Annotated in this window: 25 protein-coding genes; 9 read left to right on the forward strand and 16 right to left on the reverse strand. The window is 67.7% G+C overall.

Annotated elements, in window-relative coordinates; genetic code table 11:
• Positions 1–64: 64 nt before the first annotated feature.
• Positions 65–946 carry a sigma-70 family RNA polymerase sigma factor gene (locus L5G33_RS18185; protein ID WP_236999578.1) on the forward strand — a complete coding sequence of 294 codons (882 nt, stop codon included), beginning with the start codon at positions 65–67 and terminating at the stop codon, positions 944–946.
• On the opposite strand, the gene L5G33_RS18190 is transcribed toward L5G33_RS18185, so the two are convergent.
• The 3 genes from L5G33_RS18190 to L5G33_RS18200 form a co-directional block, all read right to left on the reverse strand.
• Entirely contained in the window at positions 898–1,827 is a 930-nt protein-coding gene (locus tag L5G33_RS18190; protein WP_236999579.1) for a hypothetical protein, read from the reverse strand. The genes L5G33_RS18185 and L5G33_RS18190 overlap by 49 nt on opposite strands.
• Before the next feature lie 91 nt (positions 1,828–1,918).
• Positions 1,919–3,190 (reverse strand): alpha/beta hydrolase family protein, encoded by a 1,272-nt coding sequence (locus tag L5G33_RS18195; RefSeq protein WP_236999580.1) that lies wholly within the window; start codon positions 3,188–3,190, stop codon positions 1,919–1,921.
• Between the two features lie 79 nt (positions 3,191–3,269).
• A complete protein-coding gene (locus L5G33_RS18200) occupies positions 3,270–4,670 on the reverse strand; it encodes a serine/threonine-protein kinase (RefSeq protein ID WP_236999581.1) in 1,401 nt (466 codons plus the stop codon).
• A gap of 175 nt (positions 4,671–4,845) precedes the next feature.
• On the opposite strand from L5G33_RS18200, the gene L5G33_RS18205 reads away from it, so the two are divergent.
• From L5G33_RS18205 to L5G33_RS18230, 6 genes are all read left to right on the forward strand, one after another.
• Entirely contained in the window at positions 4,846–5,445 is a 600-nt protein-coding gene (locus tag L5G33_RS18205; protein ID WP_236999582.1) for a biotin transporter BioY, read from the forward strand.
• Positions 5,438–6,124, forward strand: coding sequence for an energy-coupling factor ABC transporter ATP-binding protein (locus L5G33_RS18210; protein ID WP_236999583.1), 687 nt, complete (start codon positions 5,438–5,440; stop codon positions 6,122–6,124). The genes L5G33_RS18205 and L5G33_RS18210 overlap by 8 nt, the downstream gene beginning before the upstream one ends.
• Complete coding sequence (locus tag L5G33_RS18215; RefSeq protein ID WP_236999584.1) at positions 6,121–6,717, forward strand: energy-coupling factor transporter transmembrane component T family protein; 597 nt, start codon at positions 6,121–6,123, stop codon at positions 6,715–6,717. The genes L5G33_RS18210 and L5G33_RS18215 overlap by 4 nt, the downstream gene beginning before the upstream one ends.
• A gap of 297 nt (positions 6,718–7,014) precedes the next feature.
• Positions 7,015–7,953, forward strand: a complete 939-nt coding sequence (cysK, locus tag L5G33_RS18220) for a cysteine synthase A (RefSeq protein ID WP_236999585.1) — start codon at positions 7,015–7,017, stop codon at positions 7,951–7,953.
• A complete protein-coding gene (gene epsC, locus L5G33_RS18225) occupies positions 7,953–8,531 on the forward strand; it encodes a serine O-acetyltransferase EpsC (protein WP_236999586.1) in 579 nt (192 codons plus the stop codon). Before cysK ends, epsC begins: the two co-directional genes overlap by 1 nt.
• 446 nt (positions 8,532–8,977) lie before the next feature.
• Positions 8,978–10,486 carry an MFS transporter gene (locus L5G33_RS18230; protein ID WP_236999587.1) on the forward strand — a complete coding sequence of 503 codons (1,509 nt, stop codon included), beginning with the start codon at positions 8,978–8,980 and terminating at the stop codon, positions 10,484–10,486.
• 81 nt (positions 10,487–10,567) lie between these two features.
• On the opposite strand, the gene L5G33_RS18235 is transcribed toward L5G33_RS18230, so the two are convergent.
• From L5G33_RS18235 to guaB, 3 genes are all read right to left on the reverse strand, one after another.
• Positions 10,568–12,316 (reverse strand): GMC family oxidoreductase N-terminal domain-containing protein, encoded by a 1,749-nt coding sequence (locus L5G33_RS18235; protein WP_236999588.1) that lies wholly within the window; start codon positions 12,314–12,316, stop codon positions 10,568–10,570.
• A 63-nt stretch (positions 12,317–12,379) separates the two neighbouring features.
• Positions 12,380–13,546: a GuaB3 family IMP dehydrogenase-related protein gene (locus tag L5G33_RS18240; RefSeq protein ID WP_236999589.1), complete on the reverse strand. Its 1,167-nt coding sequence runs from the start codon at positions 13,544–13,546 to the stop codon at positions 12,380–12,382.
• A gap of 81 nt (positions 13,547–13,627) precedes the next feature.
• Complete coding sequence (guaB, locus tag L5G33_RS18245; protein ID WP_236999590.1) at positions 13,628–15,139, reverse strand: IMP dehydrogenase; 1,512 nt, start codon at positions 15,137–15,139, stop codon at positions 13,628–13,630.
• A gap of 26 nt (positions 15,140–15,165) precedes the next feature.
• Between guaB and L5G33_RS18250 the strand changes: the two genes are divergently transcribed.
• Positions 15,166–15,594 carry a DUF5319 domain-containing protein gene (locus L5G33_RS18250; RefSeq protein WP_236999628.1) on the forward strand — a complete coding sequence of 143 codons (429 nt, stop codon included), beginning with the start codon at positions 15,166–15,168 and terminating at the stop codon, positions 15,592–15,594.
• 90 nt (positions 15,595–15,684) lie between these two features.
• On the opposite strand, the gene L5G33_RS18255 is transcribed toward L5G33_RS18250, so the two are convergent.
• The 3 genes from L5G33_RS18255 to L5G33_RS18265 form a co-directional block, all read right to left on the reverse strand.
• Positions 15,685–16,521 (reverse strand): anti-sigma-D factor RsdA, encoded by an 837-nt coding sequence (locus L5G33_RS18255; protein ID WP_236999591.1) that lies wholly within the window; start codon positions 16,519–16,521, stop codon positions 15,685–15,687.
• Complete coding sequence (locus L5G33_RS18260; RefSeq protein WP_236999592.1) at positions 16,518–17,093, reverse strand: sigma-70 family RNA polymerase sigma factor; 576 nt, start codon at positions 17,091–17,093, stop codon at positions 16,518–16,520. The genes L5G33_RS18255 and L5G33_RS18260 overlap by 4 nt, the downstream gene beginning before the upstream one ends.
• A 121-nt stretch (positions 17,094–17,214) precedes the next feature.
• Positions 17,215–18,054, reverse strand: coding sequence for a hypothetical protein (locus L5G33_RS18265; RefSeq protein WP_236999593.1), 840 nt, complete (start codon positions 18,052–18,054; stop codon positions 17,215–17,217).
• Between the two features lie 472 nt (positions 18,055–18,526).
• Here L5G33_RS18265 and L5G33_RS18270 point away from each other — a divergent pair, with 472 nt between their 5' ends.
• On the forward strand, positions 18,527–18,775 hold the full coding sequence (locus tag L5G33_RS18270) for a WhiB family transcriptional regulator (protein ID WP_265743178.1): 249 nt from the start codon (positions 18,527–18,529) through the stop codon (positions 18,773–18,775).
• A 118-nt stretch (positions 18,776–18,893) separates the two neighbouring features.
• On the opposite strand, the gene groES is transcribed toward L5G33_RS18270, so the two are convergent.
• From groES to alr, 7 genes are all read right to left on the reverse strand, one after another.
• Positions 18,894–19,190 (reverse strand): co-chaperone GroES, encoded by a 297-nt coding sequence (groES, locus tag L5G33_RS18275; protein WP_236999594.1) that lies wholly within the window; start codon positions 19,188–19,190, stop codon positions 18,894–18,896.
• A gap of 153 nt (positions 19,191–19,343) precedes the next feature.
• A complete protein-coding gene (tsaD, locus tag L5G33_RS18280) occupies positions 19,344–20,372 on the reverse strand; it encodes a tRNA (adenosine(37)-N6)-threonylcarbamoyltransferase complex transferase subunit TsaD (protein WP_236999595.1) in 1,029 nt (342 codons plus the stop codon).
• Positions 20,369–20,866, reverse strand: coding sequence for a ribosomal protein S18-alanine N-acetyltransferase (rimI, locus tag L5G33_RS18285; RefSeq protein WP_236999596.1), 498 nt, complete (start codon positions 20,864–20,866; stop codon positions 20,369–20,371). The genes tsaD and rimI overlap by 4 nt, the downstream gene beginning before the upstream one ends.
• Positions 20,859–21,566 carry a tRNA (adenosine(37)-N6)-threonylcarbamoyltransferase complex dimerization subunit type 1 TsaB gene (gene tsaB / locus L5G33_RS18290; protein WP_236999597.1) on the reverse strand — a complete coding sequence of 236 codons (708 nt, stop codon included), beginning with the start codon at positions 21,564–21,566 and terminating at the stop codon, positions 20,859–20,861. Before tsaB ends, rimI begins: the two co-directional genes overlap by 8 nt.
• Positions 21,563–22,054 (reverse strand): tRNA (adenosine(37)-N6)-threonylcarbamoyltransferase complex ATPase subunit type 1 TsaE, encoded by a 492-nt coding sequence (tsaE, locus tag L5G33_RS18295; protein ID WP_236999598.1) that lies wholly within the window; start codon positions 22,052–22,054, stop codon positions 21,563–21,565. Before tsaE ends, tsaB begins: the two co-directional genes overlap by 4 nt.
• Positions 22,047–23,231 (reverse strand): alpha/beta fold hydrolase, encoded by a 1,185-nt coding sequence (locus L5G33_RS18300; RefSeq protein ID WP_236999599.1) that lies wholly within the window; start codon positions 23,229–23,231, stop codon positions 22,047–22,049. Before L5G33_RS18300 ends, tsaE begins: the two co-directional genes overlap by 8 nt.
• On the reverse strand, positions 23,224–24,435 hold the full coding sequence (gene alr, locus L5G33_RS18305) for an alanine racemase (RefSeq protein WP_236999600.1): 1,212 nt from the start codon (positions 24,433–24,435) through the stop codon (positions 23,224–23,226). Before alr ends, L5G33_RS18300 begins: the two co-directional genes overlap by 8 nt.
• Position 24,436: the final 1 nt, after the last annotated feature.

Below are 24,436 nucleotides of genomic sequence, written 5' to 3' on the forward strand. Positions count from 1 at the left end.
GTGTCACAGACGAAGCTGTTGCTCCGTCATACATATGACGCCGCAACGGAGAAGGATGTGACAAGTGCAGACAGAGATTTTCGAAAACGCGCGCCCGCGACTGCTCGCGGTGGCGGGCCGGATCCTCGGATCGCAGGCAGACGCCGAGGATGCTGTGCAGCAAGCGTGGATTCGGAGCGCCACAGTCGACGACGAGATCGACAATCCGACGGCATGGCTCACCACCGTCGTCTCCCACATCTGCCTCGATATGCTGCGTGCACGACGCGAGACGGTGCCCATCGAGACTGTCACCGCCGTCGACCGACATGCCGGCCCCGACGACGAGGCGCAACTCGCCGATGCCGTGGGCTCCGCTCTCGATGCGGTCCTTGCGACACTGGCCCCACCCGAGCGCGTCGCTTTCGTGCTGCATGACGTCTTCGGTGTGCCGTTCGACGACGTAGCGACGATTCTCGGAAAGTCGCCTGCCGCCGCGCGTCAGGTGGCGAGCCGAGCGCGCAAACGCGTGTCCGTCCAGCCGCCGACCGCCAGTTCGACACGTGCTCATACTGTTTCGGCATTCCTGTCCGCGTCACGAGACGGGGATTTCCGGGCTCTCGTCGACCTCCTCGACCCCGACGCCGTGTTCCGCACCTTCGCCGACGACGAAGCGCCCGCACTCGTCGACGGTGCACCGGCCATCGCCGAAGCGTTCATGTTCCGCGCCAAGACCGCGCTGACCGTGCTCATCGACGGCACAATTGGCGTCGCCGTTCCACATCCGTCCGGCGAGGGCGGCGCCCTCTACCTGGTGATGGACGTGACGTTCACGCCGACCGGAGCGATCGCCGGGATCGACGCGACGCTGCGCGCCGACGAGTTGGCTGCGGTGGAGGTTGTGGCGGTGGAAAACACCTACTCGGCTTCCGGCAACAATTTCGGCAGACGAGCGGACTCGAAGTGAATCGCCGCAGCCGCCTCGGCCGACTTCGCCCGATCACGGATATCGACGGCATAGAGCGAGTCGGCCACCGCGTCGGCACCGACGTCGACGTCGTCGAGCGAGCCGGCGCTATCGAGCCAATCGTTCTTGTCCGATCGCGTCTGAAGCCGTGCGACGACGGTTCGAAGCTCGTCGAGCGCGCGCAAACGCTCGAGTAGCGCATCGAGCCGACTCTGCAACAGATTCGACTTCTGAATGTAGAGAGCCACGACGTCCTCGTCGGAGGCCATAGGCCCGGTAGGCGCTTCGGCGCGGCCGAATTGGTCACGGATCTCGGTCGCGGCCCTCGTCAGATAAGTGACCTCGTCGGCGAGATCGACTCGTGCGTACACGTCTTCGAACAATCCGCTGTGCCACACGGGATACCGATAGATTCGTGCCGCGACGACCGCGGCGGCAATCGCGATCCGGCCCCCGTCATCCGCGTGCAACACCTGGACGACGGTCCGTTCTTCGTCGTTCAACCGGTAAGCGCGCTCGAGCCGACCTCGGGTGACCTCTCGCGTCTCGTGATGCTCGGGCTTCGGGACGAACGGAATCCAGCCCAGGCCGACCGCGCGGTGACGCAACGTGAAGTCCCGCCGCATCCACACGTCGACAGCAAGGGTCTCGAAGCCCGAGAAGTGCCCCTGCTCCACAGCGTGGCCGGAAGCTCGCGCGCTCGCCTCGAACCGTTCACATTCGGCGGTCCGCCGACGGTGCCGGGCCGCGCTCTCCTGCTGCGCCGCTCGGACAGGCGAGAACGTCCGAACCAGAGAAAGGGGAACTCCGCGTGACCACGTCCACGCCGCGACGAGCGCAGCGACCGCCACGACGATCCACATGGTTACGACCGGTTCCATACCGGAAGGACACCACCCCGCACCGACATTTCCGGCGGCCTCGCACTGATCAGAGCCCTGTTCGGCAATGCCAGGCTGACACCCAAAGCAGTCAACCGTCTCGACTGGGTGCCGTCACCGCCCCAAACTGTGTCTCCAGCCATCCGAAGACGCGCGCGTCGCAGAGCTTGCGGGCCATCGGTTGACAGTGGAAGTCGGCGCCCTCCGAAGCGGTGAACGGGACCAGGGTCGCGTCGCCTGCCAGATCGGCCAGGGCCGCGGACTGCCCCGGCCAGAATTGTTCGTGTTCGGGATCGGTGATCAGCAACGGCGTGCTGATCTGCGCGGCCACAGAGTCCGAAAGCGCGTACCGGCTGACCTCGGCAAGCGTGTCGAAGTAGCTCTCCTGCCCGTACGGCCGCGACCGGAAACGCCAGGTACGTCGGCTGTCGGTTGAGAACTTCATCCCGAACGCCATATTTCGATCGAACGCCTTCCGGTCGCCGGCCCGGAACTTCTTGAGCAGCGACTCGGGAATGTGCGCATTCCATGACGTCGAGACATCCACCACCCCCGGATCGGCGACGGCCGCGGCGAAACGCTTCTCGTATGCCAGAGCCTGCGGTACCCAGAAGCCGCCCTGGCTGATCCCCCACACTGCGAGCCGGTCCGGATCGACATCGTCGCGGGCGAGCAGAAAGTCGACGACCGGCGTCAGCACCGCCTCCCAGTCCGGCCGGAAACCCACTCCTTGTTCGAAGAGCATTGACTGCTGGCCGGGGCCGTCGAACACGAGTGCGTTGTAACCGCGTTCAAGCGCTCCCGCGGCCCCGAGCCCCCACATGCTGCTGATTGCGCCGTCACTGCCATTGACCATCACCAGTGTCGGGCGCGGCCCCGGCGCTGCGACTGGTGTGAAGAACACCCCGGGCATGGCCGTGCTCTCGTACGGGATCGCCACCGTTTCAGCCAGTGGTCCGGAGGCCTCGACGAAACCGTCCCAGGACGAACGGTGCCGTCGAAAGGCGGTGTGCAGCGCCTCGTCGTCGTCCAGGGCGCTCGCCGCGTCCACCGCCACCGAAAAATACGTGGCGGACCGCAGGTAGGCGCCGGCCGAGGCCGCCATCCGACCCGCCGCCCACTCTGCGTCGGCGAGCGCGCGGGCCCGCTCTCCCGTCGCCGACCAGGCGTCGAACCAACGCTGGTGGTCGCCGGACGGCGCCGTGTCGATGGTCGCGAACACTTCGCCCGGTTCGGCCGCCCCGTATCCGGTGCCGCCGAGAACACAGCGGACGGTGAAATCGAACTCGGGGTCCGGATAGAACCCTTGACTGAACACCTGATGCGCCGCGCGACGATTCGCTCCGGGCAGACGAAGTGTCATCGGGAACCTCCCGGATCGGCAGAGATTACATTCATCGTCCGCGCATCGCTCACCGATCACAACCGGCTAGCGCGAAATTTCAGTCCTGCCACGAGTAACTGCCTCCCGACGCAGCGGCACGACAGGTGACGATCCGCTCGGTCGCCGTGACCCTCGCACGCGCGCCCGGCTCGGAGCACGGCGCGCCGAACTGCACCGTCGCATGCCCCTCATGCGTCGTGTCCACCCACCCGCCTTCCAGCGCGCTGCATCTCAACGTTCCGTCGTCCGACGTCGCACCGAACTCGTCCGGCCCACAAGGCTTGCCCTCGTACGGCACCGCGTCTTCCGTCGTCGTCACCGGCAGCGCCTCCTCCGGCGTCCACGTGCCTTCCGGTACCGCAGCAGCCGTGGTCGACGTCGCCGGCGCCGTGACGGTTCGCGTGACGCGCGTAGGCTGCGACGACGACGTCACTGGTGCGGCGTCTGTCGCCGGCGAACCATCGTCCCGCGCGATGTACACGCCGAGTGCCGCGGCCACGCCCACAGCCAGAACCACCGCGAGCGTCGCGACGGCGTACACGGCGGTCCGGTTCTTCTCACCGCGGGCGACATCGCCAGGCGGCATCGACGCTGCGGTCAACGTCCGATCGAACGCAGGCCCCGCCCCACCGTCGAGGGCCCTCGCCAGGTCGTCGACGAACTCACCGCACGAGGCGTACCGCAATGCCGGATCCTTGGCCAAGACCTTCGCGAACACCGCGTCGACCGACGGCGCGACGTCGTTCACCCGCGGCGGCGCCTGGTGCAGGTGCGCCGAGAGCAGCGCAGTGATCGAACTCCCCGAGTACGGCGGCCGCCCCGTAAGCAGATGGAACGCCGTGCAGCCGAGCGAGTAGACGTCGGCCCGGTTGTTTAGTTCCCGACCTTCGATCGCTTCCGGCGACGTGTACTGCATCGTGCCGACGGTCAACCCGGTCGCAGTGAGCGAGGTCGCCTCACCCGCAGCTTTCGCGATTCCGAAGTCGGCCAACTTCACGGACTCGATCCGAGCGTCGCCGTCACTCTCGTCCAGCCCGACCAAGATATTGGCCGGTTTCACGTCGCGGTGCGTCACGCGGCGTTTGCGCCATGCGTGATCAAGTGCGGCACCCGCGCCGCCGACGAGCGCCAGAACCAGTTCTCGGTCGAGCGGACCACGTTTGGCCACCATCTCCGCCGCGTCGGTGCCGGCGACGTACTCCATCGAGATCCACAGCCGGCCGTCGACCTCACCGCGGTCGTACAGGGTGACGATGTTCGGATGACTGAGCTGCGCGAGCACGTCGGCCTCGCGACGGAAACGCTCCTTGAAGTCGTCGCTGCGCGACACCCCTGCGTCGAGAAGCTTCACGGCATCGTGGCGCGGGAGACGAGGATGCTCCGCCAGGAACACCTGCCCCATTCCGCCGGCGCCAAGCAGGCGAAGGACGCGGTACCCGGCAATCTCCGTCACGCTCACCGAAACAGTCTGTCCAACACCAGGTGACGGTGGAGGCGATTACCCTCGCGCCCATACGAACATATGACGAACCGACGGCCGCTCGCTGTTGCATGAGCAACGAACACGCCACATCCCTGTACGACGTACAGGGGGCGATGCGTAGGGCATCACCCCGACGAAATACGATGTCCAGGTGATCAACGCCTCCACCACCGCCCGACCGTGGGCGCTCTCGCTCGCCGACCTGACGCAGGCCGCCGTGTTCGCGGCGCTCATCGCCGTGCTCGGCCTGCCCGGCCAGATCAACCTGTCCGCGGGCGTGCCCATCACGCTGCAAAGCTTGGGCGTCATGCTGGCAGGCGCAGTCCTCGGCCCGAAGAAGGGCACGCTCGCCGTCGTCATCTTCATGGTCCTGGCGATCGCAGGCCTGCCGATCCTGTCGGGCGGGCGCACCGGACTCGTCTCCTTGAGTGCGCCGACCGCCGGATTCTTCGTCGGCTTCCTCCCCGCCGTCATCGTGATCGGCGTGCTCACGGCGATGATGATGCCCAAGTACAACATCGTTCTCGGCATCGTCATCAACCTCATCGGCGGCATGGCCGTGCTCTACGCGTGCGGCACCATCGGCCTCATGATCAAGGCCGACATGACCGTCGGCGCAGCACTCGCCACCAACAGTTCGTTCGTCGTCGGCGACCTGATCAAAGCCATCCTCGCCGCCCTCATCGCCGCACCCGTCCACCGCGGCCGACCAGGGCTCATCACCCCGCTGCGCGTCCGCAGACATGCCTGACACGTCGATCGTGTTCGACGGCGTCGAACACAGCTTCGGCGACCGTCGCGTTCTGTCCGGCATCTCCCTCGAACTGACGCAGCGGCGGATCGGCATCGTCGGCGCCAACGGCTCGGGCAAGTCGACGTTGGCCCGCATGATCAACGGCCTGATCATCCCCGACCGCGGCGCCGTCACCGTCAACGGACTCGACGTCCGCAAGAACAAGCGCGCCGTCCGACGCGACGTCGGTTTCATCTTCAGCGACCCCGACCGGCAGATCATCATGCCGACCGTCGCCGAAGACATCGAGCTGTCCCTGTCGCGGACCATCAAAGACAAGACCGAACGGAAGACGCGAGCACTCTCGGTGCTGTCGGAGTTCGGGCTCGACGGGCACGCCGACCAACCCGCACACCAACTGTCCGGCGGGCAGAAGCAGCTACTGGCTTTGGCGTCAGTCATGGTGCTCGGACCGTCGATCCTCGTCGCCGACGAACCGACCACGATGCTCGATCTGCGGAACTCGCTGATGCTGCGCGAGACATTCGCCGGGCTGGGCGAACAATTGATCGTCCTGTCGCACGACCTTGACTTCCTCACCGACTACGACCGCGTCCTCGTCATCGACGACGGCCAGGTCGTCGCCGATGACGAACCAGGTCCGGCGTTGGCGTTCTATCGGCGGGCCATGGCGTGATCGGCGTCTACGTCCCCGGACGCTCCGTGCTTCACCGACTGCCCGCCGGACTCAAGTTCCTCCTGCTCGCGGCGTCGATCATCACGATGACCTTCGTCGTGCGCACACCGATGGCGGCCGGGATCGCGGTCGGGGCGACGATCGTGTCGTTCGCACTCGCCTGGGTGCCGATCCGGCTGGTGTGGGCACAGATACGCGGAGTCGTCTGGATACTCATCGCACTCTTCGTCCTGCAATGGATTCTGTCCGACTGGCGCAACGCGCTCGTCGTCTGTGCCATTCTGCTCGCCTCCGTCTGCCTGGCCGCCGTCGTCACCCTAACCACCCGGACCGCCGACATGTTGGCCGCGCTCACGTGGGCGATGTCGCCGCTGGCACGCATCGGCGTCCGCACCGACCTCATTGCGATGACGTTCGCCCTCACCATCCGCAGCATCCCGCTCATCACCGAAGTATTCACCCGGGTCGACGAGGCCCGACGTGCTCGGGGCCTGCGGCCGGGACCACGCGTGCTGTTCGCGCCCGCGATCCTCGCGACCTTGGACACCGCCGACGGATTCGCCGAGACCTTGGCCGCGCGCGGACTCGACTGAGGGGTCGCGGCTGCACGGGACCGGCAGACGGGATTAGACTGAACAGCGGCTGTCTGATCAGCCGACGGACCGACGATCACGAGGAGGACACGGTGGACCACAGCCGTCGCCTGTCCCTCGCTCTCTTCGCACACACGGTTCACCTGCTCACCGACCACTGTCGGTAGAGCGCCCGGCCTCCAGCAGTGCCTCGTCGATGCGTCGACGTGTCACGCCCGGCGCTCACGAGCCCCTCAACTCTCGCGAGACCTCTTCTCGCGACCTTTCCATCGGATCCTCAGCAACATAGGAGTTGCCATGTCTGCCAATGTTTTCGACGACGCAACCGCGCTCATCGGACGGACCCCGCTGGTCCGCCTCAACCGCATCACCGACGGTGCAGAAGCCACCGTCCTCGCCAAGCTCGAGTACTACAACCCCACCAACTCGGTGAAGGACCGCATCGGCGTCGCCATCATCGACGCAGCCGAAGCCTCCGGTGAACTCCCCGCAGGCGGCACCGTCGTCGAAGCCACCAGTGGCAACACCGGCATCGCCCTGGCCATGGTCGGCGCCGCCCGCGGTTACAACGTCGTCCTGACGATGCCCGAGTCGATGTCGAAGGAACGACGCGCCCTCCTCCGCGCCTTCGGCGCCGAACTCATCCTCACCCCGCCGTCCGAGGGCATGGCAGGCGCCGTCAACGCCGCCGAGAAGGTCGCCGCCGAACGTCCCGGCGCCGTCCTCGCCCGCCAGTTCGCGAACCCGGCCAACGCCGAGATCCACCGCAAGACCACCGCCGAAGAGATTTGGAACGACACAGACGGCGGCGTCGACGCCGTGGTCTCCGGCATCGGCACCGGCGGAACCATCACCGGCATCGGCCAGGTGATCAAATCCCGCAAGCCCGAAGTGAAGATCTTCGCCGTCGAACCCGAAGAGTCGGCGATCCTCAACGGCGGCGCACCCGGCCCCCACAAGATCCAGGGCCTCGGCGCCAACTTCGTCCCCGACGTGCTCGACCGCGACGTCTACGACGAGGTCATCGACATCAACATCGACGAGTCGCTCAAGTGGGCCCGCCGCGCGGCGACCGAAGAAGGACTGCTCGTCGGCATCTCGTCAGGTGCTGCGCTGTCGGCGGCCGTCCAGGTGGCCAAGCGGCCCGAGTTCGCCGGCAAGACCATCGTCGTCATCCTCCCCGACTTCGGTGAGCGGTACCTGTCGACTGCCCTCTTCGAAGGCCTGGTCGACTGATGTCCTCGCTGTCCCGACTCCTGAGCGACCTGCGCGAAGATCTGCTGGTCGCTCAGGAGCGGGATCCCGCGGCGCGGTCGATCATCGAGATCGCGCTCGCCTACCCTGGTGTCCACGCACTCTGGATCCACCGAGTGTCACACCGGATGTGGAACGCAGGCGGCCTGCTCCGCCTGCCCGCACGGCTGCTCTCGCAGTTCTCGCGGTTCCTCACCGGCATTGAGATCCACCCGGGCGCCAGCATCGGGCGGCGGATGTTCATCGACCACGGGATGGGCGTCGTCATCGGCGAGACCACCGTGATCGGCGAAGACGTCGTCATGTTCCACGGCTCCACCCTCGGCGGCGTCAGCATGAACAAGGGCAAACGCCACCCCACCGTGGGCGACCGCGTCCTCATCGGCGCAGGCGCCAAAGTACTCGGCCCGATCGTCCTCGGCGACGACGCCAAAGTCGGCGCCAACGCGGTCGTGGTGCGCGACGTCGCGGCCGGACACGTCGCCGTCGGCCTCGCCGCCACGTCCAGACCCGGCGCTTCGACGACCGATCCGTACGCCGATCCGGCGTTGTACATCTGAGACCGGGTCGCCCCATGCCAGTCTGGCAGTCCATGCGCCGCGACCGAAGTTAACACGACCGCCTTACACCGAAACAGGCCGATTCCGAGACGGAATCGGCACCGAAACACGACCGCCATAATGTTTCTCGTATCCCGAAAGGGACAGCCACTCAACGCAATTCGGCGTTGAGCAGGCTTTGACGAAAGGAATCGAGTATGGGTTTGGTCGCTGGCCTTGTCGGAATCGTCGGAGGCGTGCTGCACCTGCTTCTCGGAGGCTTGTAGGCCCAGAAGCATCGTGACGTGCCTGTCGCCTCCCGAACAAGGGAGGCGACAGGCACATTTGTGTCCGAGGAGAAGGTCGAGGCGTGCACACACGTCGTCAGGCCTTCGAGAGGTGATGTGGTCCGCTCTTCGCGTCAACCTGGTTGACTGCTAAAGACACCGCAACCGAAGGGAATCCGAGTGGACCGCAAATGGTTGACGCTGGTGGTCGTCTGCATCAGCACCTTCATGCTCCTGCTGGACGTCACGATCGTGACCGTCGCACTGCCCGACATCGAACGCGACCTGGGTGCGAGCTTCACCCAACTCCAGTGGATCACCGACGCCTACGCACTCACGCTCGCATCGCTGCTGTTGACCGCGGGTTCCCTCGCCGACCGCTTCGGACGACGGCTCGTTTTCGCGATCGGCCTGACGATCTTCACCGCAGGATCGGCACTGTGCGGCGCCGCGACCAGCGCCGAGATGCTCGTCGGATCCCGTGCGGCCCAGGGCGTCGGCGGCGCAATGCTGTTCGCCACCAGCCTCGCAATCCTGGCCGCCAATTTCAGCGGACGTGACCGGGGCATCGCATTCGGCGTCTGGGGCGCCGTCACCGGTATCGCGACCGCCCTCGGCCCGATTCTCGGCGGCGCGCTCACCACCGGCATCAGCTGGCGCGGCATCTTCTACGTGAACCTTCCGTTCGGTGTCCTCGCGCTCGCCATGACCTTCTTCTTCATGCGCGAATCAAAGGCGCCGCACGCCCGCCGCATCGACTGGGCGGGAATGATCACCTTCACCGTCGGCCTCTTCGCCCTCGTCTTCGGCTTCACCGAAGCGGGCGAACACTCGTGGACCGACACCAAAGTCCTCTGGTGCTTCGGCATCGCAGCCGTCCTGCTCATCGCGTTCGGGATCATCGAATGGCGGATCCGCGAACCGATGTTCGACCTCAGCCTGTTCCGCGTCCCCACCTTCGTCGGCGGGTCGATAGCGGCGTTCTGCATGAACGGGTCAGCGTTCGCGATGATGATGTACCTGGTCCTCTACTTGCAAAACCAGCTGGGACTGACCGCTCTGCAAGCGGGCCTCCGGCTGCTCGTGTTCTCCGGTGCGACCATGGTCGTCGCGACCATCGCCGGGCGGCTCACCGAGAAGATCCCCACCCGCTGGATGATCGGCCCTGGACTGATCCTCGTCGGCGCCGGACTGATGCTCATGGCCGGACTCGACGCCGACAGCTCGTGGACGCATCTGATCCCGGGCTTCCTCGTCGCAGGCGTCGGCGCCGGCCTGGTGAACCCGCCGCTCGCCTCCACCGCCGTCGGCGTGGTCACCGTCGACAAGTCCGGTATGGCGTCCGGCATCAACAACACGTTCCGCCAAGTCGGGATCGCCGTCGGCATCGCCGTCTACGGGACCCTGTTCAGCTCGGCGATCGTCGACGGGCTCCGCTCCCGACTCGAAGGCCCGGCCGCCGACGTCGTCGACCCCGCCGCCGTGGCCGGAGCCGTCAACGCAGGACAGCAGTCCACCGTGATCGACCACCTGCCTGCGGCGTACCGCGGCGAGATCGGCGACGCCGTCGGCTCGTCGTTCGCCGACTCCCTGAACGACCTGTTCCTCATCAGCGGCGCCGTCGCCGTGGTCGGCGGCATCGCCGCCATGGCGCTGATCCGGCGGAAAGACTTCGTCGCGATCAGCTGAGCTGCGCGCACCGCACAAGACCTACACCGCACAGGCCGAGCATCCGTCCATAGGCGATCGTGTCGCCGGAGCGGTGTAGGTTCAGGCCTTCGTGACCGGAATGGTCGGGGTGACCGGAGTGATCGGCAGACGAAGCGCACCGGGAGCGCCCTCCGGGACGACCGGCGCGTTCGGCGCGACCGGGTCGAGCCGGCGGTAGTCGGCTCCCTGCGCCGGGCGGACATCGTCCTCGCCCTTGTTCGGCCACAGGGAGATCGCGCGTTCGGCCTGCGCACAGATCGACAGCGACGGGTTGACGCCCAGGTTGGCGGTGATCGCCGCACCGTCGGTGACGTGGAGTGTCGGGTAGTTCCACACGCGGTGGTACGGGTCGATGACGCCGGTCGCCGGATCGTCGGAGATCACGCAGCCGCCGAGGTAGTGCGCGGTCATCGGCATGTTGAACACATCGCCCCACGTGCCGCCCGCGAGCCCCTTCGGCAGCTTCGACGCGATACGTGCCGTCGCCTCGTTGCCCTTCGGGATCCACGTCGGGTTCGGCTCCCCGTGCCCCTGCTTACTCGTCACATACTTGAACGGGCCGCGCTTGCGCACGAATGTCGTCAACGAGTTGTTGCTGTTCTGCATGACGAGTGCGATCACGGTCCGCTGGCTCCACTTGCGCACATACAGCAGACGCACCAGCACCAGCGGGTTCTTGATGACGTCCCGAAGGAACTGCCCGAACCGGTTGGCGACGCTGCCGCCCTCGGTCATCACCGTCTGCAGGTAGGCGATCGCGTTCGACCCCTTGCCGTACCGAACCGGCTCCACGTGCGTGTTCTCCTCCGGGAAGAACGACGACGTGATCGCGACGCCCTCGGAGAAGTCGCGCGCGGGGTCGTACTTCGCGGCCATCGCGCCCATGATCGACTCCGAGTTGGTACGCGTGAGCACACCCACCGAGTCGGACAGTTCGGGGAGCGTCGACCCCTTGGCCGCATGCATCAGCTTCTGCGTGTTGAAGGTGCCCGCGGCCACGATCACCTGACCGGCCCGGAACGTCTTGCGGCGTGCTCCGAACGGACCCCACGACGACGACCCGTGGGTGCTCACCGACCACGAGCCGTCGGCGTTGCGGACGAGGCCGTCGACGGTGGTGCGGTCGATGATCGTCGCACCGTTGCGCTCGGCGAGACCGAGGTAGTTTTTCATCAGCGTGTTCTTGGCGCCGACGCGGCAGCCCGTCATACATGCGCCGCACTCGGTGCACGCGGTGCGGTCGGGGCCGGCACCACCGAAGTACGGGTCGGGAACGGTCTGCCCGGCGCGCCCCTGCCCGCCGGTCTTCTCACCGAAGAACACGCCGACCGGGGTCGACCGGAACGTGTCGGCGGCACCCATGTCTTCGGCCACCGCTTTGATGACCGCGTCGGAGTTGGTGAACGTCGGATTGGTGACGACGCCGAGCATGCGACGGGCCTGCTCGTAGTGCGGCGTCAGTTCGGCGTCCCAGTCGGTGATGTGATTCCACTGCGGGTCGGTGAAGAACGGCTTCTCCGGCTTGTACAGGGTGTTCGCGTAGTTGAGCGACCCGCCGCCGACACCCGAGCCCGCCATGATCAGGACGTCCTTGAGCATGTGCATGCGCTGCACACCGTAGAGGCCGAGCTTCGGCGCCCACAGCCACTTGTTGAGGCGCCAGCTGGTCTTCGCGAACTGATCGTCCTCGAATCGTCGGCCCGCCTCGATCACGCCGACGCGGTACCCCTTCTCCACCAAGCGCAACGCGCTGACGCTGCCGCCGAACCCGGACCCGATGATGAGGACGTCGAAATCAGTCTGCTCCATAAGGGAACATACTAATGACGATTGTCACAGTGCCGAAAGTAAGTGTGGGCTAAGTTGCGGTCGTCAGCCGCGGACGGAGAGGCCGACCTTCTGGAACTCCTTGAGATCGGAGTAGCCCGCCTTCGCCATCGAGCGACGGAGACCTCCGACGAAGTTCAGGAGGCCGTCCGGATCGTCGGACGGTCCGTTGAGGACGACGTCGAGGGACGCACGCTCGGACTCCTCGGCCACCTGGAGCAGCGCACCGCGCGGAGTGCTCGGGTGCGCAGCAGCCGACGGCCAGTACCAGCCGCGGCCGGGGGCCGACGCGGCAGACGCCAACGGCGTGCCGAGGACGGCGGCGTCGGCACCGCACGCGATGGCCTTCGCAAGATCACCGGACATGTGGATGTCGCCGTCGGCGATGACGTGGACGTAGCGCCCGCCCGTCTCGTCGAGGTAGTCGCGGCGAGCGGCGGCGGCGTCGGCGATCGCGGTGGCCATCGGGACACCGATGCCCAACACCTCGCCGGTGGTCGTCGCGCCTTCGGCCGAACCGTAGCCGACGATGACTCCTGCCGCGCCGGTCCGCATCAAGTGCAGCGCGGTGCGGTGGTCGTGGACGGCGCCGGCGATCACCGGGATGTCGAGATCGGAGATGAAGGTCTTCAAGTTCAACGGCTCGGCGACGAGACCGTCGTCCGACCCGCGGTCGACCAGAATGACGTGCTCGGCCGAGATGATCGTGCCGTGCACGACGAGCAGTTCGGCGCCGGCGGCAATGATGCCGGGCGCCAGGTCCGGCGCGTTCTGCGGGCTGACCCGCACCGCCGTCGTCACGCCCGCGTCACGAACCTGCCGGACGACCTGCGCCAACAGATCCGGGTTCACCGGTGCTGCATGCAGCTTCTGCAGGTGTCGGACGGCCGCCGCGGGATCCGGATCGTTCTCGGCGATGTCGACGAGCTCGGCGATCTTCTCGTCGGGGTTCGCGTGGCGAGCCCACAGCCCTTCCCCGTTGAGGACGCCGAGCGCACCGAGACGCCCCATCTCGATGACCGACTCCGGCGAGCCGAGCGCATCCGTCGGATGGTTCAGGATCGGCGACTCGAACCGGTACGCATCGATCTGCCACGCGGTCGACACGTTCTTCGACGACCGCGTCCGACGGGACGGGACGATCGAGATGTCTTCCAACTCATAGGTACGACGAGCCGTCCGGCCCATGCCGAACTCGACGAGGTCACGCAACTTTGCGCCCTTTCTTAGGGAATGGATCACGCCGTCGACGAGTGCCGAACAGCGAACGGAGTCGGACCACCGGCAGCACGGCTAACGCGTGTAGTAGTTCGGCGCCTCGGCCGTCAGAGTGATGTCGTGCGGGTGCGACTCCTTGAGCCCGGCCGCCGTGATCTGCACGAACTGGGCGTTCTGCAGTTCCTCGATCGTCGTCGCCCCGGTGTACCCCATCGCGGCGCGCAGACCGCCGTCGAGCTGGTGGATCACCTGGCCGAGCGGACCACGGAACGGGACACGTCCTTCGATGCCTTCGGGAACGAGCTTGTCTTCGGCGAGCACGTCGTCCTGGAAGTAGCGGTCCTTCGAATACGACTTGCCCTGGCCGCGCCCCTGCATCGCGCCGAGCGACCCCATGCCGCGGTAGCTCTTGAACTGCTTGCCGTTCACCAGGATCAACTCTCCCGGCGACTCTGCGGTACCGGCCAGCAGCGAGCCGAGCATCGCGGTCGACGCTCCGGCGGCGAGCGCCTTCGCGACATCACCCGAGTACTGGAGGCCGCCGTCGGCGATCACCGGCACACCGGCGGGCTTCGCGGCCGCGGTTGCTTCGAGGATTGCGGTGATCTGCGGCGCGCCGACACCGGCGACCACGCGCGTCGTGCAGATCGAGCCGGGGCCGACGCCGACCTTGACCGCGTCCACCCCCGCGTCGATCAACGCCTGCGCGCCCTCACGGGTGGCGACGTTGCCGCCGACCAGCTGCACACGGCCGCCGAACTCGGCCTTCAACTTCGCGATCATCTCGAGGACGCCGCGCGAATGGCCGTGCGCGCTGTCGACGACCAGGACGTCGACGCCCGCGTCGGCCAGCGCCATCGCCCGCGAGCGCGCTTCGTCGCCGGCACCGACAGCGGCGCCGACCAGGAGGCGGCCGTCGCGGTCCTTCGTGGCGTACGGGTGCTGCTCGGTCTTCACGAAGTCTTTGACCGTGATCAGACCGGTGAGGCGCCCTGCGCCGTCCACGATCGGCAGCTTCTCGATCTTGTGGCGACGCAGTAGGCCGAGCGCGGCCTCCGCGGAGACGCCCTCCTGCGCGGTGATCAGCGGAGCCTTCGTCATCACTTCGGAGACCGGACGGCTCTGGTCCACCTCGAACCGCATGTCGCGGTTCGTGATGATGCCGACGAGATCCCCTGACGCGTCGACGACGGGCAGCCCGGAGATCCGGTAGCGCGCGCACGTCGCGTCCACGTCGGCGAGCGTGTCCGTCGGCAGCGCGGTGACCGGGTTGGTCACCATGCCCGCCTCCGACCGCTTGACAGTCTCGACGGCCGAGGCCTGCGCCTCGATCGACAGGTTGCGGTGCAGCACGCCCATGCCGCCTGCCCGAGCCATCGCGATCGCCATGCGGGCCTCGGTGACGGTGTCCATCGCGGATGAGACGAGGGGGACGCGAAGAGTGATCTCACGCGTCAGCTTCGACTCGGTACTCACGGCGTTCGGGACGATGTCCGACGCCGCAGGCAACAGCAGCACGTCGTCGAAAGTCAGGCCCAACATCGCAACTTTGCTCGGGTTGTCTCCACCAGTGCTCACGCGCGTCATCTGACCATCGTACCGAGTATCAGATGATGCAGCATTCGGGGTCTTTCATCGGCTACGGTGGAGACGTGCATGACCAATTCCCCGGACTTCCACCGGACCCGTTCGCCGACGATCCGAGCGACCCCGCAGCGGCGCTCGAGGACCTCGACCCGGGCATTCCGCTGGACGACGGGGAACGCGAAGCCGTCCAAGAGGATCTCGCCGACCTCGACGTCTATGAGCGTCTACTCGCACCCCGCGGAGTCCTCGGCCTCGTCGTCATCTGCGAAGACTGCCGCGAGGACCACTTCCACGACTGGGACATGCTGCGCGCCAACCTGAATCAACTTTTGCGCGACGGCAGCGTCCGACCGCACGAGCCCGCCGTCGACCCGCATCCCGAGGACTACGTCACCTGGGACTACTGCCGCGGTTACGCCGACGCGGTGTTCCGATACAACGAACCGCGGTTGTAGAGCACCCCGACTGTGCCCTGAGCGTTCTGCGCCGTGAGCGTTCTGTCGCTCAAGTGATGTCCCTGCCCCGGCCATGCCGGCAGCAGGGGCTTACTTGATTTCGACGCTGGTGGAGGCCGGACTCGTCGGACGGGGCGACGGCTGCGGAGACGTCGTGTCTGACGGCCGCGTCGTCGGCTGCGACGGCGAGGTGGACGGACTCGACGGGCTAGTCGGCTCGGTCGACGAATCGGTTGGATCGTCGCTCGGCGACGGAGACGTCGTCTCGTCTGTGTCGGTCGGCTCCGTGGGCTCGCTCGTCTGCGACTCGAGGACCGTGGCGCGATCGTCGTCGTCGGACGTCGGATCCTCTTCGTGGCGCAGATCGGCGATCCGGTTACGGAACTCGGCGATCTTGTCGGCGTCACCGATCGGACCGAGTTCCAGTTCGGCGCGCGCGATGTAGGTGCGCCCCATCTGCTCGTCGCCCGATTCGTAGGCGGCCTTCGCGGCATCGAGGTTGTCTTCGACGTTCACCCGAGCCTGCGTCTGCTTGGCCTGCTCGGAGAACACGACCTGCTTGACGCTCCACAGCGGGTCACCCGGTTCGGCACCCTCGGACATCACCATCAGACCCGCACCGAACACGGCGAGGATCGCGGCGGCGCCCGACACGATGCGAAGACGGCGCGACATCGAACCGCGTCCGGTCTGGACGGCGATGGCCGCGTCGATCTGCCCGAGCGTCGGCTCCGCGGGGATCGGCGCGCTGAGCGCATCCGTACGCCACGCGGTGATCATTGCGGCGAGCTGGTACTCGGAGTCATCGGACACCGGCGTGGGACGCCCCACCGCCAGATCACTGATGAACGCCTCATCATGGCCGACCGCGCCGAGATCGACGGGATCACCGTCATGCCAGTCGTGCTGATCGCGTTTGCGGTTCATCGACGCCCACCTGCCCCGGTGACAATCTTCTTGAGTTTCGTGAGTGCGCGATGCTGCGCGACGCGGACCGCGCCCGGGCTCGAATCGACCATGTCAGCGGTCTCTTCGGCCGACAGGCCGACGACCAGGCGCAGCACCAGGATCTCGCGCTGCTTCTCCGGCAGATGTTCCAGGAGCTGACGCATCTGGCGGCCGGCATCGGCGTCCAGAGCGGATTGCTCGGGTCCGTTCGCGAAGTCCACGGTCTCGGGGATCTCGTCGACCGGGTCAGCTTTGATCCGCGATGCCGAACGCATCGCATCCGCCACTTTGTGGGAGGCGATGCCGTACACGAAAGCCATGAATGGTCGCCCCTGGTCTTGGTACCGGGGCAACGCCGTCATCACAGCCATCAACACCTCCTGAGCCACATCGTCAGCGGAGAACAGGTGCCGTTCACCGGCACCCATCCGTGCTCGGCAGTAACGCAGGACTGGTTCCCGCACACTTTCGAGCACTGAGCTGAGCGCTTCGCGGTCGCCATCAGCGGCCGCACGGACCGCCTGGCCCAACGCATCACCTGTCAGTTTCATCGTCAATCGAGTCTCGAAGTGTTACGGGTTGATAAAAATGGACGTCTCGGGTCACACCGGTGTCGGCTGGCGGACGATCCCTGAGATGCACCCGACCACTGTATCGATCCCCGACTACCGCTCATGCCGCCGGAGTGACCGGCATGCCGCGCGCGGCCAGTCGATTAGCCGAATCCGCAGCTCGCCGCGCGGCGGCCGCCGGGTCGGGGCCGATTCCGGAGAGCATCGTCACGGCCGCCCACTGCAACGGCAGCAAGCCCCAGGTGGTGCACGCGTTCTCGCAGTCGGAGGCGATGGACGCCGCGGTCCGCAGATCTCCGTTCGCTGCGGCGACGGCTGCCGCGATGAGGTCGGTCTTGACGACGTGCCGGGGCGACGGCGCGTCGGCGGCGAGCCGAAGCGCCCGCTCTCGCGGCTCGACGGCCCCGGGCGTGTCACCGGAGAAGAGTGCGAACTCTGTCTGCACCCAGGCGTGCCGCAGACGGACTCGCCCGTCCGTTATCCACTCCCCCGCGCGAACCTCCCCCGCGCGGCCCTCCCGATCGGCCAGGAGCCTGCCCGCCCGCGCCAACAGTGCGCGGGATGCGCCGAAGTCGCCGACGCCGAGTCCGTCCGCTGCGAGGCCGACCAGCCCGTCGATCCACGCGGCGAACGCCCACTCATCGCGCTCGTCGCGCGCCGCGCCTGCCACCAGACGGCACGCCTGACCGTCGTCGATGCGGGCCTCGCCGTGCCCGCCCGCCTGCCGGATGAGGGAGGCACGCGTGGAGTGGGCGAGCGACGCCGTCCGCGGGTCGGTCGTCTCCCGCGCGAGGGCGTCGAGTGCCGCCCGAGCGGCCGCGCCGTGTCCGCGAGCGCCGAGATCGACCGCTGCGGCCCACGTATCGACACCGTCCGGGGTCGACGACGATTGCGGCCACCACGACGCATTCGACCACCACGGGGAACTCGTCGAGTCCATTTCCGCCTTTCATGTTTGAACATCTAGATCGAATTGATTAACTTCACGTAACTGTAAGTGAGATTCCAAGGTATTCGAGCCACCGGCAGTCACCGTCCATTTGCTTGCCATTCACGTTCGGCGCGCGGCCGCCTGCTCACTCTCGTCGACTCTCGCCGACATGAGCACCCGACGCAGGACCGGCAGGCCCGAACCAAACAACCAGGTCATTACTCTTTTCGAAGGCGTGACCACACGATCCGAACCAGCATTGGCAGCACCGAGAACCGAACGAATCTGCGACACCGATCGTTCACCGAAACCCACTGGAAACAATAGGAAAACCCTGCGAATCGCGTTTTGACTCACTTTTCATCGACGTCCTACCGTTAGCAGAGACGACAGAGGCGTCTACACGAGAAGCAGGAGCACTACGTTGATCACCACGCTCGACCGACTCCCCGGACCCAACGCCGATTTCTGGGATTGGCAGATGCACGGCACTTGTCGAGGATTGGATTCCGCAGTCTTCTTCCATCCGGAGGGCGAACGCGGTCAGGCTCGCGCCCAGCGTGAGCGTCAGGCCAAGCAGGTCTGCGCCGCGTGTCCGGTCCTCGCCCAGTGCCGATCGCACGCACTGTCGGTCGACGAGCCTTACGGCATCTGGGGCGGACTCACCGAGTCCGAGCGCAACCTGATCCGCCGACGGGCGCCACAGGGCCGACTCGGCCGCGCCTCCTAGGCTCGCCCGCCAGCCCCCGCCTGTCCCAGACAGAGCTTGACCCCAGACAGAGCTTGACCCAGACAGAGCGACGCCCCGCCGAAGAATCGGCGGGGCGTCGGTCGTCGTGAGGCTGGTATCAGCCGACCACTGCGAGAATGTCGCGGGCCGAAAGAATCAGGTAGTCCTCGCCGGCGTACTTGATCTCGGTGCCGCCGTACTTGCTGTAGATCACGACGTCGCCCTCGGCGACGTCGACGGGGACGCGGTTGCCCTGCTCGTTGACGCGACCCGCTCCGACTGCCACGACCTTGCCCTCAGAGGGCTTCTCCTTGGCGGAATCGGGGATGACCAGGCCTGAAGCAGTGGTGGTCTCTGCTTCCACGGTCTGGACAAGAATCTTGTCTTCCAGCGGCTTGATGTTCACGCTCGCCACGATGTCATTCCTTTTCGTTCGTGTATTGAATAACGTTCGCGGCCCTTGAAGGCGCACCACCACGTCGTCGCGGGTGCCGCGGCGGGAGCGCCAGAGCCAACTAGCACTCTACCCATGCGAGTGCCAGCTCTCAACACCGGACGGTACTTTCGATCACAGTTTGCTGATCTGTACCGACATACCTGGGTCGGTCGCGACGGTCAGCGGCGACGCGGGCGCGCCGCCACCGATCACGTGCGCGCCGAGCGTCGCGACCATCACACCGTTGTCGGTGCACAGGCGCGGCCGGGGAATGCGCAGATCAATACCTTCCCGCGCGGTCCGCTCCTGCGCCAGCGACCGGATGCGCGAATTAGCCGTCGCTCCCCCGCCGAGCACCAGCGTGGTCACCTCGCGCGCCTGACACGCGCGGATCGCCTTGGCGGTCAACACGTCCGCGACCGCCTCCTGGAACGACGCCGCGACGTCCGGCACCGACACCTCGCGCCCGGCCCGCACCTCGCCCTCGACGAACCGTGCGACCGCGGTCTTGACGCCGGAGAACGAGAAGTCGAACGGTGCGTCGCGCGGGCCGGTCATGCCGCGCGGGAACGCGATGGCCGACGGGTCGCCGTCGCGGGCCGCCGCGTCGAGGGCGGGCCCACCGGGATAGCCGAGGTCGAGGAGCCGGGCCACCTTGTCGAACGCTTCGCCCGCGGCGTCGTCGACGGTGGTCCCCATCTCGATGATCGGCTGCGACAACTGCTCGATGCCGAGCAGATGCGTGTGCCCGCCCGAGACGAGCAGGGCCACCGACGGCGGCATCGGGCCGTGTTCGAGGGTGTCGACGGCGACGTGGCCGCCTAGATGGTTCACCGCGTACAGCGGGACGTCCCACGCGAGCGCGTACGCCTTGGCGGCGGCCACCCCGACCAGGAGCGCGCCCGCCAGGCCGGGCCCGATGGTGACGGCGATCGCGTCCGGCCGATCGATGCCCGCCGCCTCCCGGGCGCGCGTCATGGTCGGAACCATCGCCTGCAGGTGCGCGCGCGACGCGACCTCGGGCACCACGCCGCCGTACCGGGCGTGCTCGTCGACGCTGGAGGCCACCTCGTCGGCCAGCAGCGTGGCACTCTCGCCGTCCCAGTCGACGACGCCGACGCCGGTCTCGTCGCACGAGCTCTCGATGCCCATCACGATCACGGGTGGTCCTCCTTCGCGGACTCGCCCGCCGGACGCACCATCGTGTAGGCGTCTGCACCGGAGGGCTGATAGTAGTTGCGCCGGGTCCCGGCGACGGTGAAGCCAGTGCGCTCGTACAGGGCGATCGCGGGCGCGTTGTCGGTGCGGACCTCCAGGTACACGGCGGCATTCTCGCGGTCAGCGACGGCGAGCAGCGCATCGAGCAGAGCCCGCCCGTGCCCGCGCCCCTGGTGGGTGGGGTCGACGGCGATCGTGTGGACCTCGCATTCGCGGTCGTCGACGGGCCCGAGCACACTCACGCCCGCGTAGCCGACGAGTGTCCCGTCGCCGGCGCGGGCGGCGAAGTAGCGGTTGTGGTCGGCGCGCAATTCGGCGACGAAACCGGCGAGCGGCCACGGCGAGTCGCCCGCGAACAGCTGCGCCTCGAGTTCCGCACAGCGCGGCAGGTCGGCGGGGGTCAGCGCGCTCACCGGAGCCGCCGGCGTGTCAGGCACCGTCGGTCACCGGCAGGAGCGACTTGCGTCGCTGGTCCTTGAGCTCGACAGCGTCGGGCCGCCGCAGGTACAGCGGTTCGAGCGGCGGCGGGGCCACACCCGCGGAGATCGCGTCGAACGCCACGGACGCGAGCGCGGCAGGCGTCGGATGCGTCGCGCCGATCTCCTCGGCGCGACCCGCGGCGATCGGCTCGGTGAACGCCGGCGGGCCGACGACGGCGTCCACCGGCTGGTCGGCGAGGGCATCGGCGAGCGTCGCAGGCGGGGCGACGTCGGATCCAGCCGTCCGCTGCCCGTCGCGGTAGCGGGCCCAGTACACCTCGCGACGTCGGGCGTCGGTGACGACGAGCGCGGTCCGATCGGCGGCCACCACCGCAATCGCGTCGAGCGAGCACACCCCGTGCACCGGGATGCCGAGCGCGTCGCCGTAGGCCGCAGCGGTCGCGAGCCCCACCCGCAGCCCGGTGAACGGGCCGGGGCCCGCACCGACGACGACGGCGTTCAGATCGGCTCCGGCCAGGCCCGCCTCGTCGAGTACCTCGCGGATGAGGGTCGTCAGGATCTCGGCGTGCCGCCGGTGATCGTGGACGGTGCGTTCGGCGAGCGTGCTCGCCTCGCCTGACGCCGTCAGCCGTACCACCCCGGTGACGACCGTCTCGGTAGCGGTGTCGATCGTGAGAACGGTCCGCTCGCCGCTCATGTGCTCACCCACTCCCACACGGCGTGCCGCGTATCGGATTCGTCGTCGCGGCGCAGTCGCACCAGCAGATGTCGGTCGGTCAGTCGTTCGGCGACGCCCTCGCCCCATTCGACGACCACGACGCTGTCGGCGAGGTCGGTGTCGAGGTCGAGCGCGTCGAGATCGTCGAGGGTCGCGGCACCGTTCGCGTCGGCGAGCCGGTACGCGTCGACGTGGATCAGGCCGGGACGTCCGTCGCCGCCCGGCGCGTGCTGGCGGGCGATGATGAAGGTCGGCGACGACACCCGCCCGGTGACGCCGAGCCCGGCGCCGATGCCGCGGGTGAGCGCCGTCTTCCCGGCGCCCAGCGGCCCGTCGAGGATCACCAGGTCACCTGCCCGCAGGTCGGCGGCGAGTTCGCGGCCGAGCGCCTCGGTGTCGGCGGTATCCGGCAGCTCGCGCCTGCCGCTGCGCTCGGTATTACGGCTGCCGCCGGGGTGCTCAGTCATTGCGGGCCTTCCGGATCGGCTCACTGGTTCGTGCGCCGGTGTTCGCCGGCGTCTGGGGCCTGCCCAACGCGAGCCGTGACCTCGACACCAGATCGTCGATGGCGTCGTTGACGAGGTCGGGAGCCTCTACCGGCAGCATGTGCCCGCAGCCTTCGGCGACGATCAGTCGCGAGTCCGTCCCGAGCCCGGCGTACATGCGCAGCGAGTTGGGCAGCGGAGTCAGCCGATCGAAGTCGCCTGCCATGACGACGGACGGAACCTGCGCGAGCACCGGCAGCGCCGTCGACTCGTCGTGGCTCTCCAACGCTTTGAGGAAGTTCACCATGGTCCCGATATGCGTGTTCTGGATCATCTTCTCGACGGCGCGCCCCGCGGCCGGACTGTAGTAATCGGGCCCGAAACTCGCCGCGATGAGCACGGGTTCGACTGCGCGTCGGGTGATGCCACGTCCGGCCTGGACGGCGCGCGGAACGTAGCGGACCGAGAGTCGAAAGGCGTCGACGATCGGATTGTTCAGACCTTCACCGAGCCCGATCTCGGTGATCCCGCGGACCGCCGTCGACACGAGTGCGACACCCGCGATGCGTCCGCGGTGGCCGAACAGCCGCGAATGGCGGCGGGCGAGCGACATGATCGACATTCCGCCCATCGAATGTCCGACGAGGACCACCGGCCCGGTTGGCGCCATGGTCCGGATGACGGCGGCCAGGTCGTCACCGAGCTGCGCCATCGTCGAACTGGATCGGGGCACGCGATCGCTCGCGCCGTGCCCGCGCTGGTCGTAGAACACCATCTTGATGCGGCGGTCGGCCCAGCGTTCGGCCAGCCCATACCGCTGGAAGTGCCAGGACGCCATCCGCAGCGTGAACCCGTGGACGAAGACCACGGTCAGTTCCGGCGTCGACGTGCGGCCCCACGACTGCCCGCTCTCGTCGGTGTCCGGCCCGGTGGTCACCGAGCGGACCGCGAGCGCGACCCCGTCGTCGGCGGTCACGGTCGACGCCTCGTCCCGGTACATCGCGGTGAAGTCGATGTCACGATGCGGATCGACCCCGGGCGTCTTGTGGACGCTGCGCCGCCGCACCACCCCGCCGGCCACCTCTCGACCGAGCGCGCCGACCTGCCCGAGACCCGACCGCCATGCTGGTCGGGGCCGCTCTCTTCGTCGTTCATCCATTGGAGTCCCCCTGGGTGTGCTCCGTCTGCGCTGGTACCGCCGCGACACGATCCGGCTGCACGTGAGCCGGTCCCCCCGTGTAGCGGCGTTCGGGCCGAGACCCGATGCGCGAGACGATTTCATAATCGATGGTTCCGAGTTCGTCGGCCCAGTCCGTCGCGGTGGGCACCCGTGCGCCGTCCGCTGCGGACGCGGGACCGAACAGCACGGCGCGGTCGCCTTCGCGGACGCCTCCACCGTCGGGCCCGAGGTCGACGACCAACTGGTCCATGCAGATACGGCCGACATTCGGGTACAGCCGATCGCCGATGTGGACCTGCAGCCGCCCGGACAGGCTCCGTGGAACGCCGTCGGCGTATCCGGCGGGGACCACGCCGATCACGGTGTCGGCGGCCGCATGCCAGGTGTGGTTGTAGGAGACGCCCTGGCCGGCGTCGGCCCGCTTGACCGTCGTCACCTGTGATTCGAGGGTCATCGCCGGGATCAACCCGAAGTCGCCCATCGCCGGGATCGGCGAGTATCCGTACATCGCGATGCCCGGGCGCACCAGGTCTCGCGACAGATCGGGGCGGGTGAGCGCGGCGGGCGAGTTAGACATGTGGACCACCGCTGGCGGCGCGCCGAGCCTGGTGAGGTCGGTGACGGCCGCGTCGAGGCGTTGGGCCTGCAGGTCGTTGTGCGGATGGTCGGGCTCGTCGCCGAACGCGAGGTGGCACATGACGCCGTGGAGTTCGACGGCGCCGTCGGCGACGGCGCGCGCGAGGTCGGACGCGGCCTGCTCCCACTCTTCGCGGGCGACGCCGCTCCGACCGAGCCCGGTGTCGACCTTGACCGAGACGACGGCGCGGGTACCCGTGGCACGCGCCGCGTCCACGACGGCCGCGAGCTGTCGCGGCGACGAGACGGCGATGTCGATGCCGTCGGCGACGGCCCCGGCGAAGTCGGAGTCGGGTCGGTGCAGCCACGCGGTGATGTGCGCGTCGATGCCACCAGCCCGCAGCTCACGGGCTTCGCGGATGCTCGCGGTGCCGAGCGCCTGCGCGCCTGCGGCGAGGGCGGCGCGTGCCACCGGCAGCGCGCCGTGACCGTAGCCGTCCGCCTTGACCACCGCGATGACTCCGGCGCCGGAGCGTTCGCGGAGCACACCGACGTTGTGCGCGATGGCGTCAAGGTCGATGGTGGCGATCAGATTTGCAGTGGTCATC

Origin of the sequence: Gordonia liuliyuniae, from assembly GCF_021738805.1 — a bacterium.
In the GTDB taxonomy this organism is placed as follows: domain Bacteria; phylum Actinomycetota; class Actinomycetes; order Mycobacteriales; family Mycobacteriaceae; genus Gordonia; species Gordonia liuliyuniae.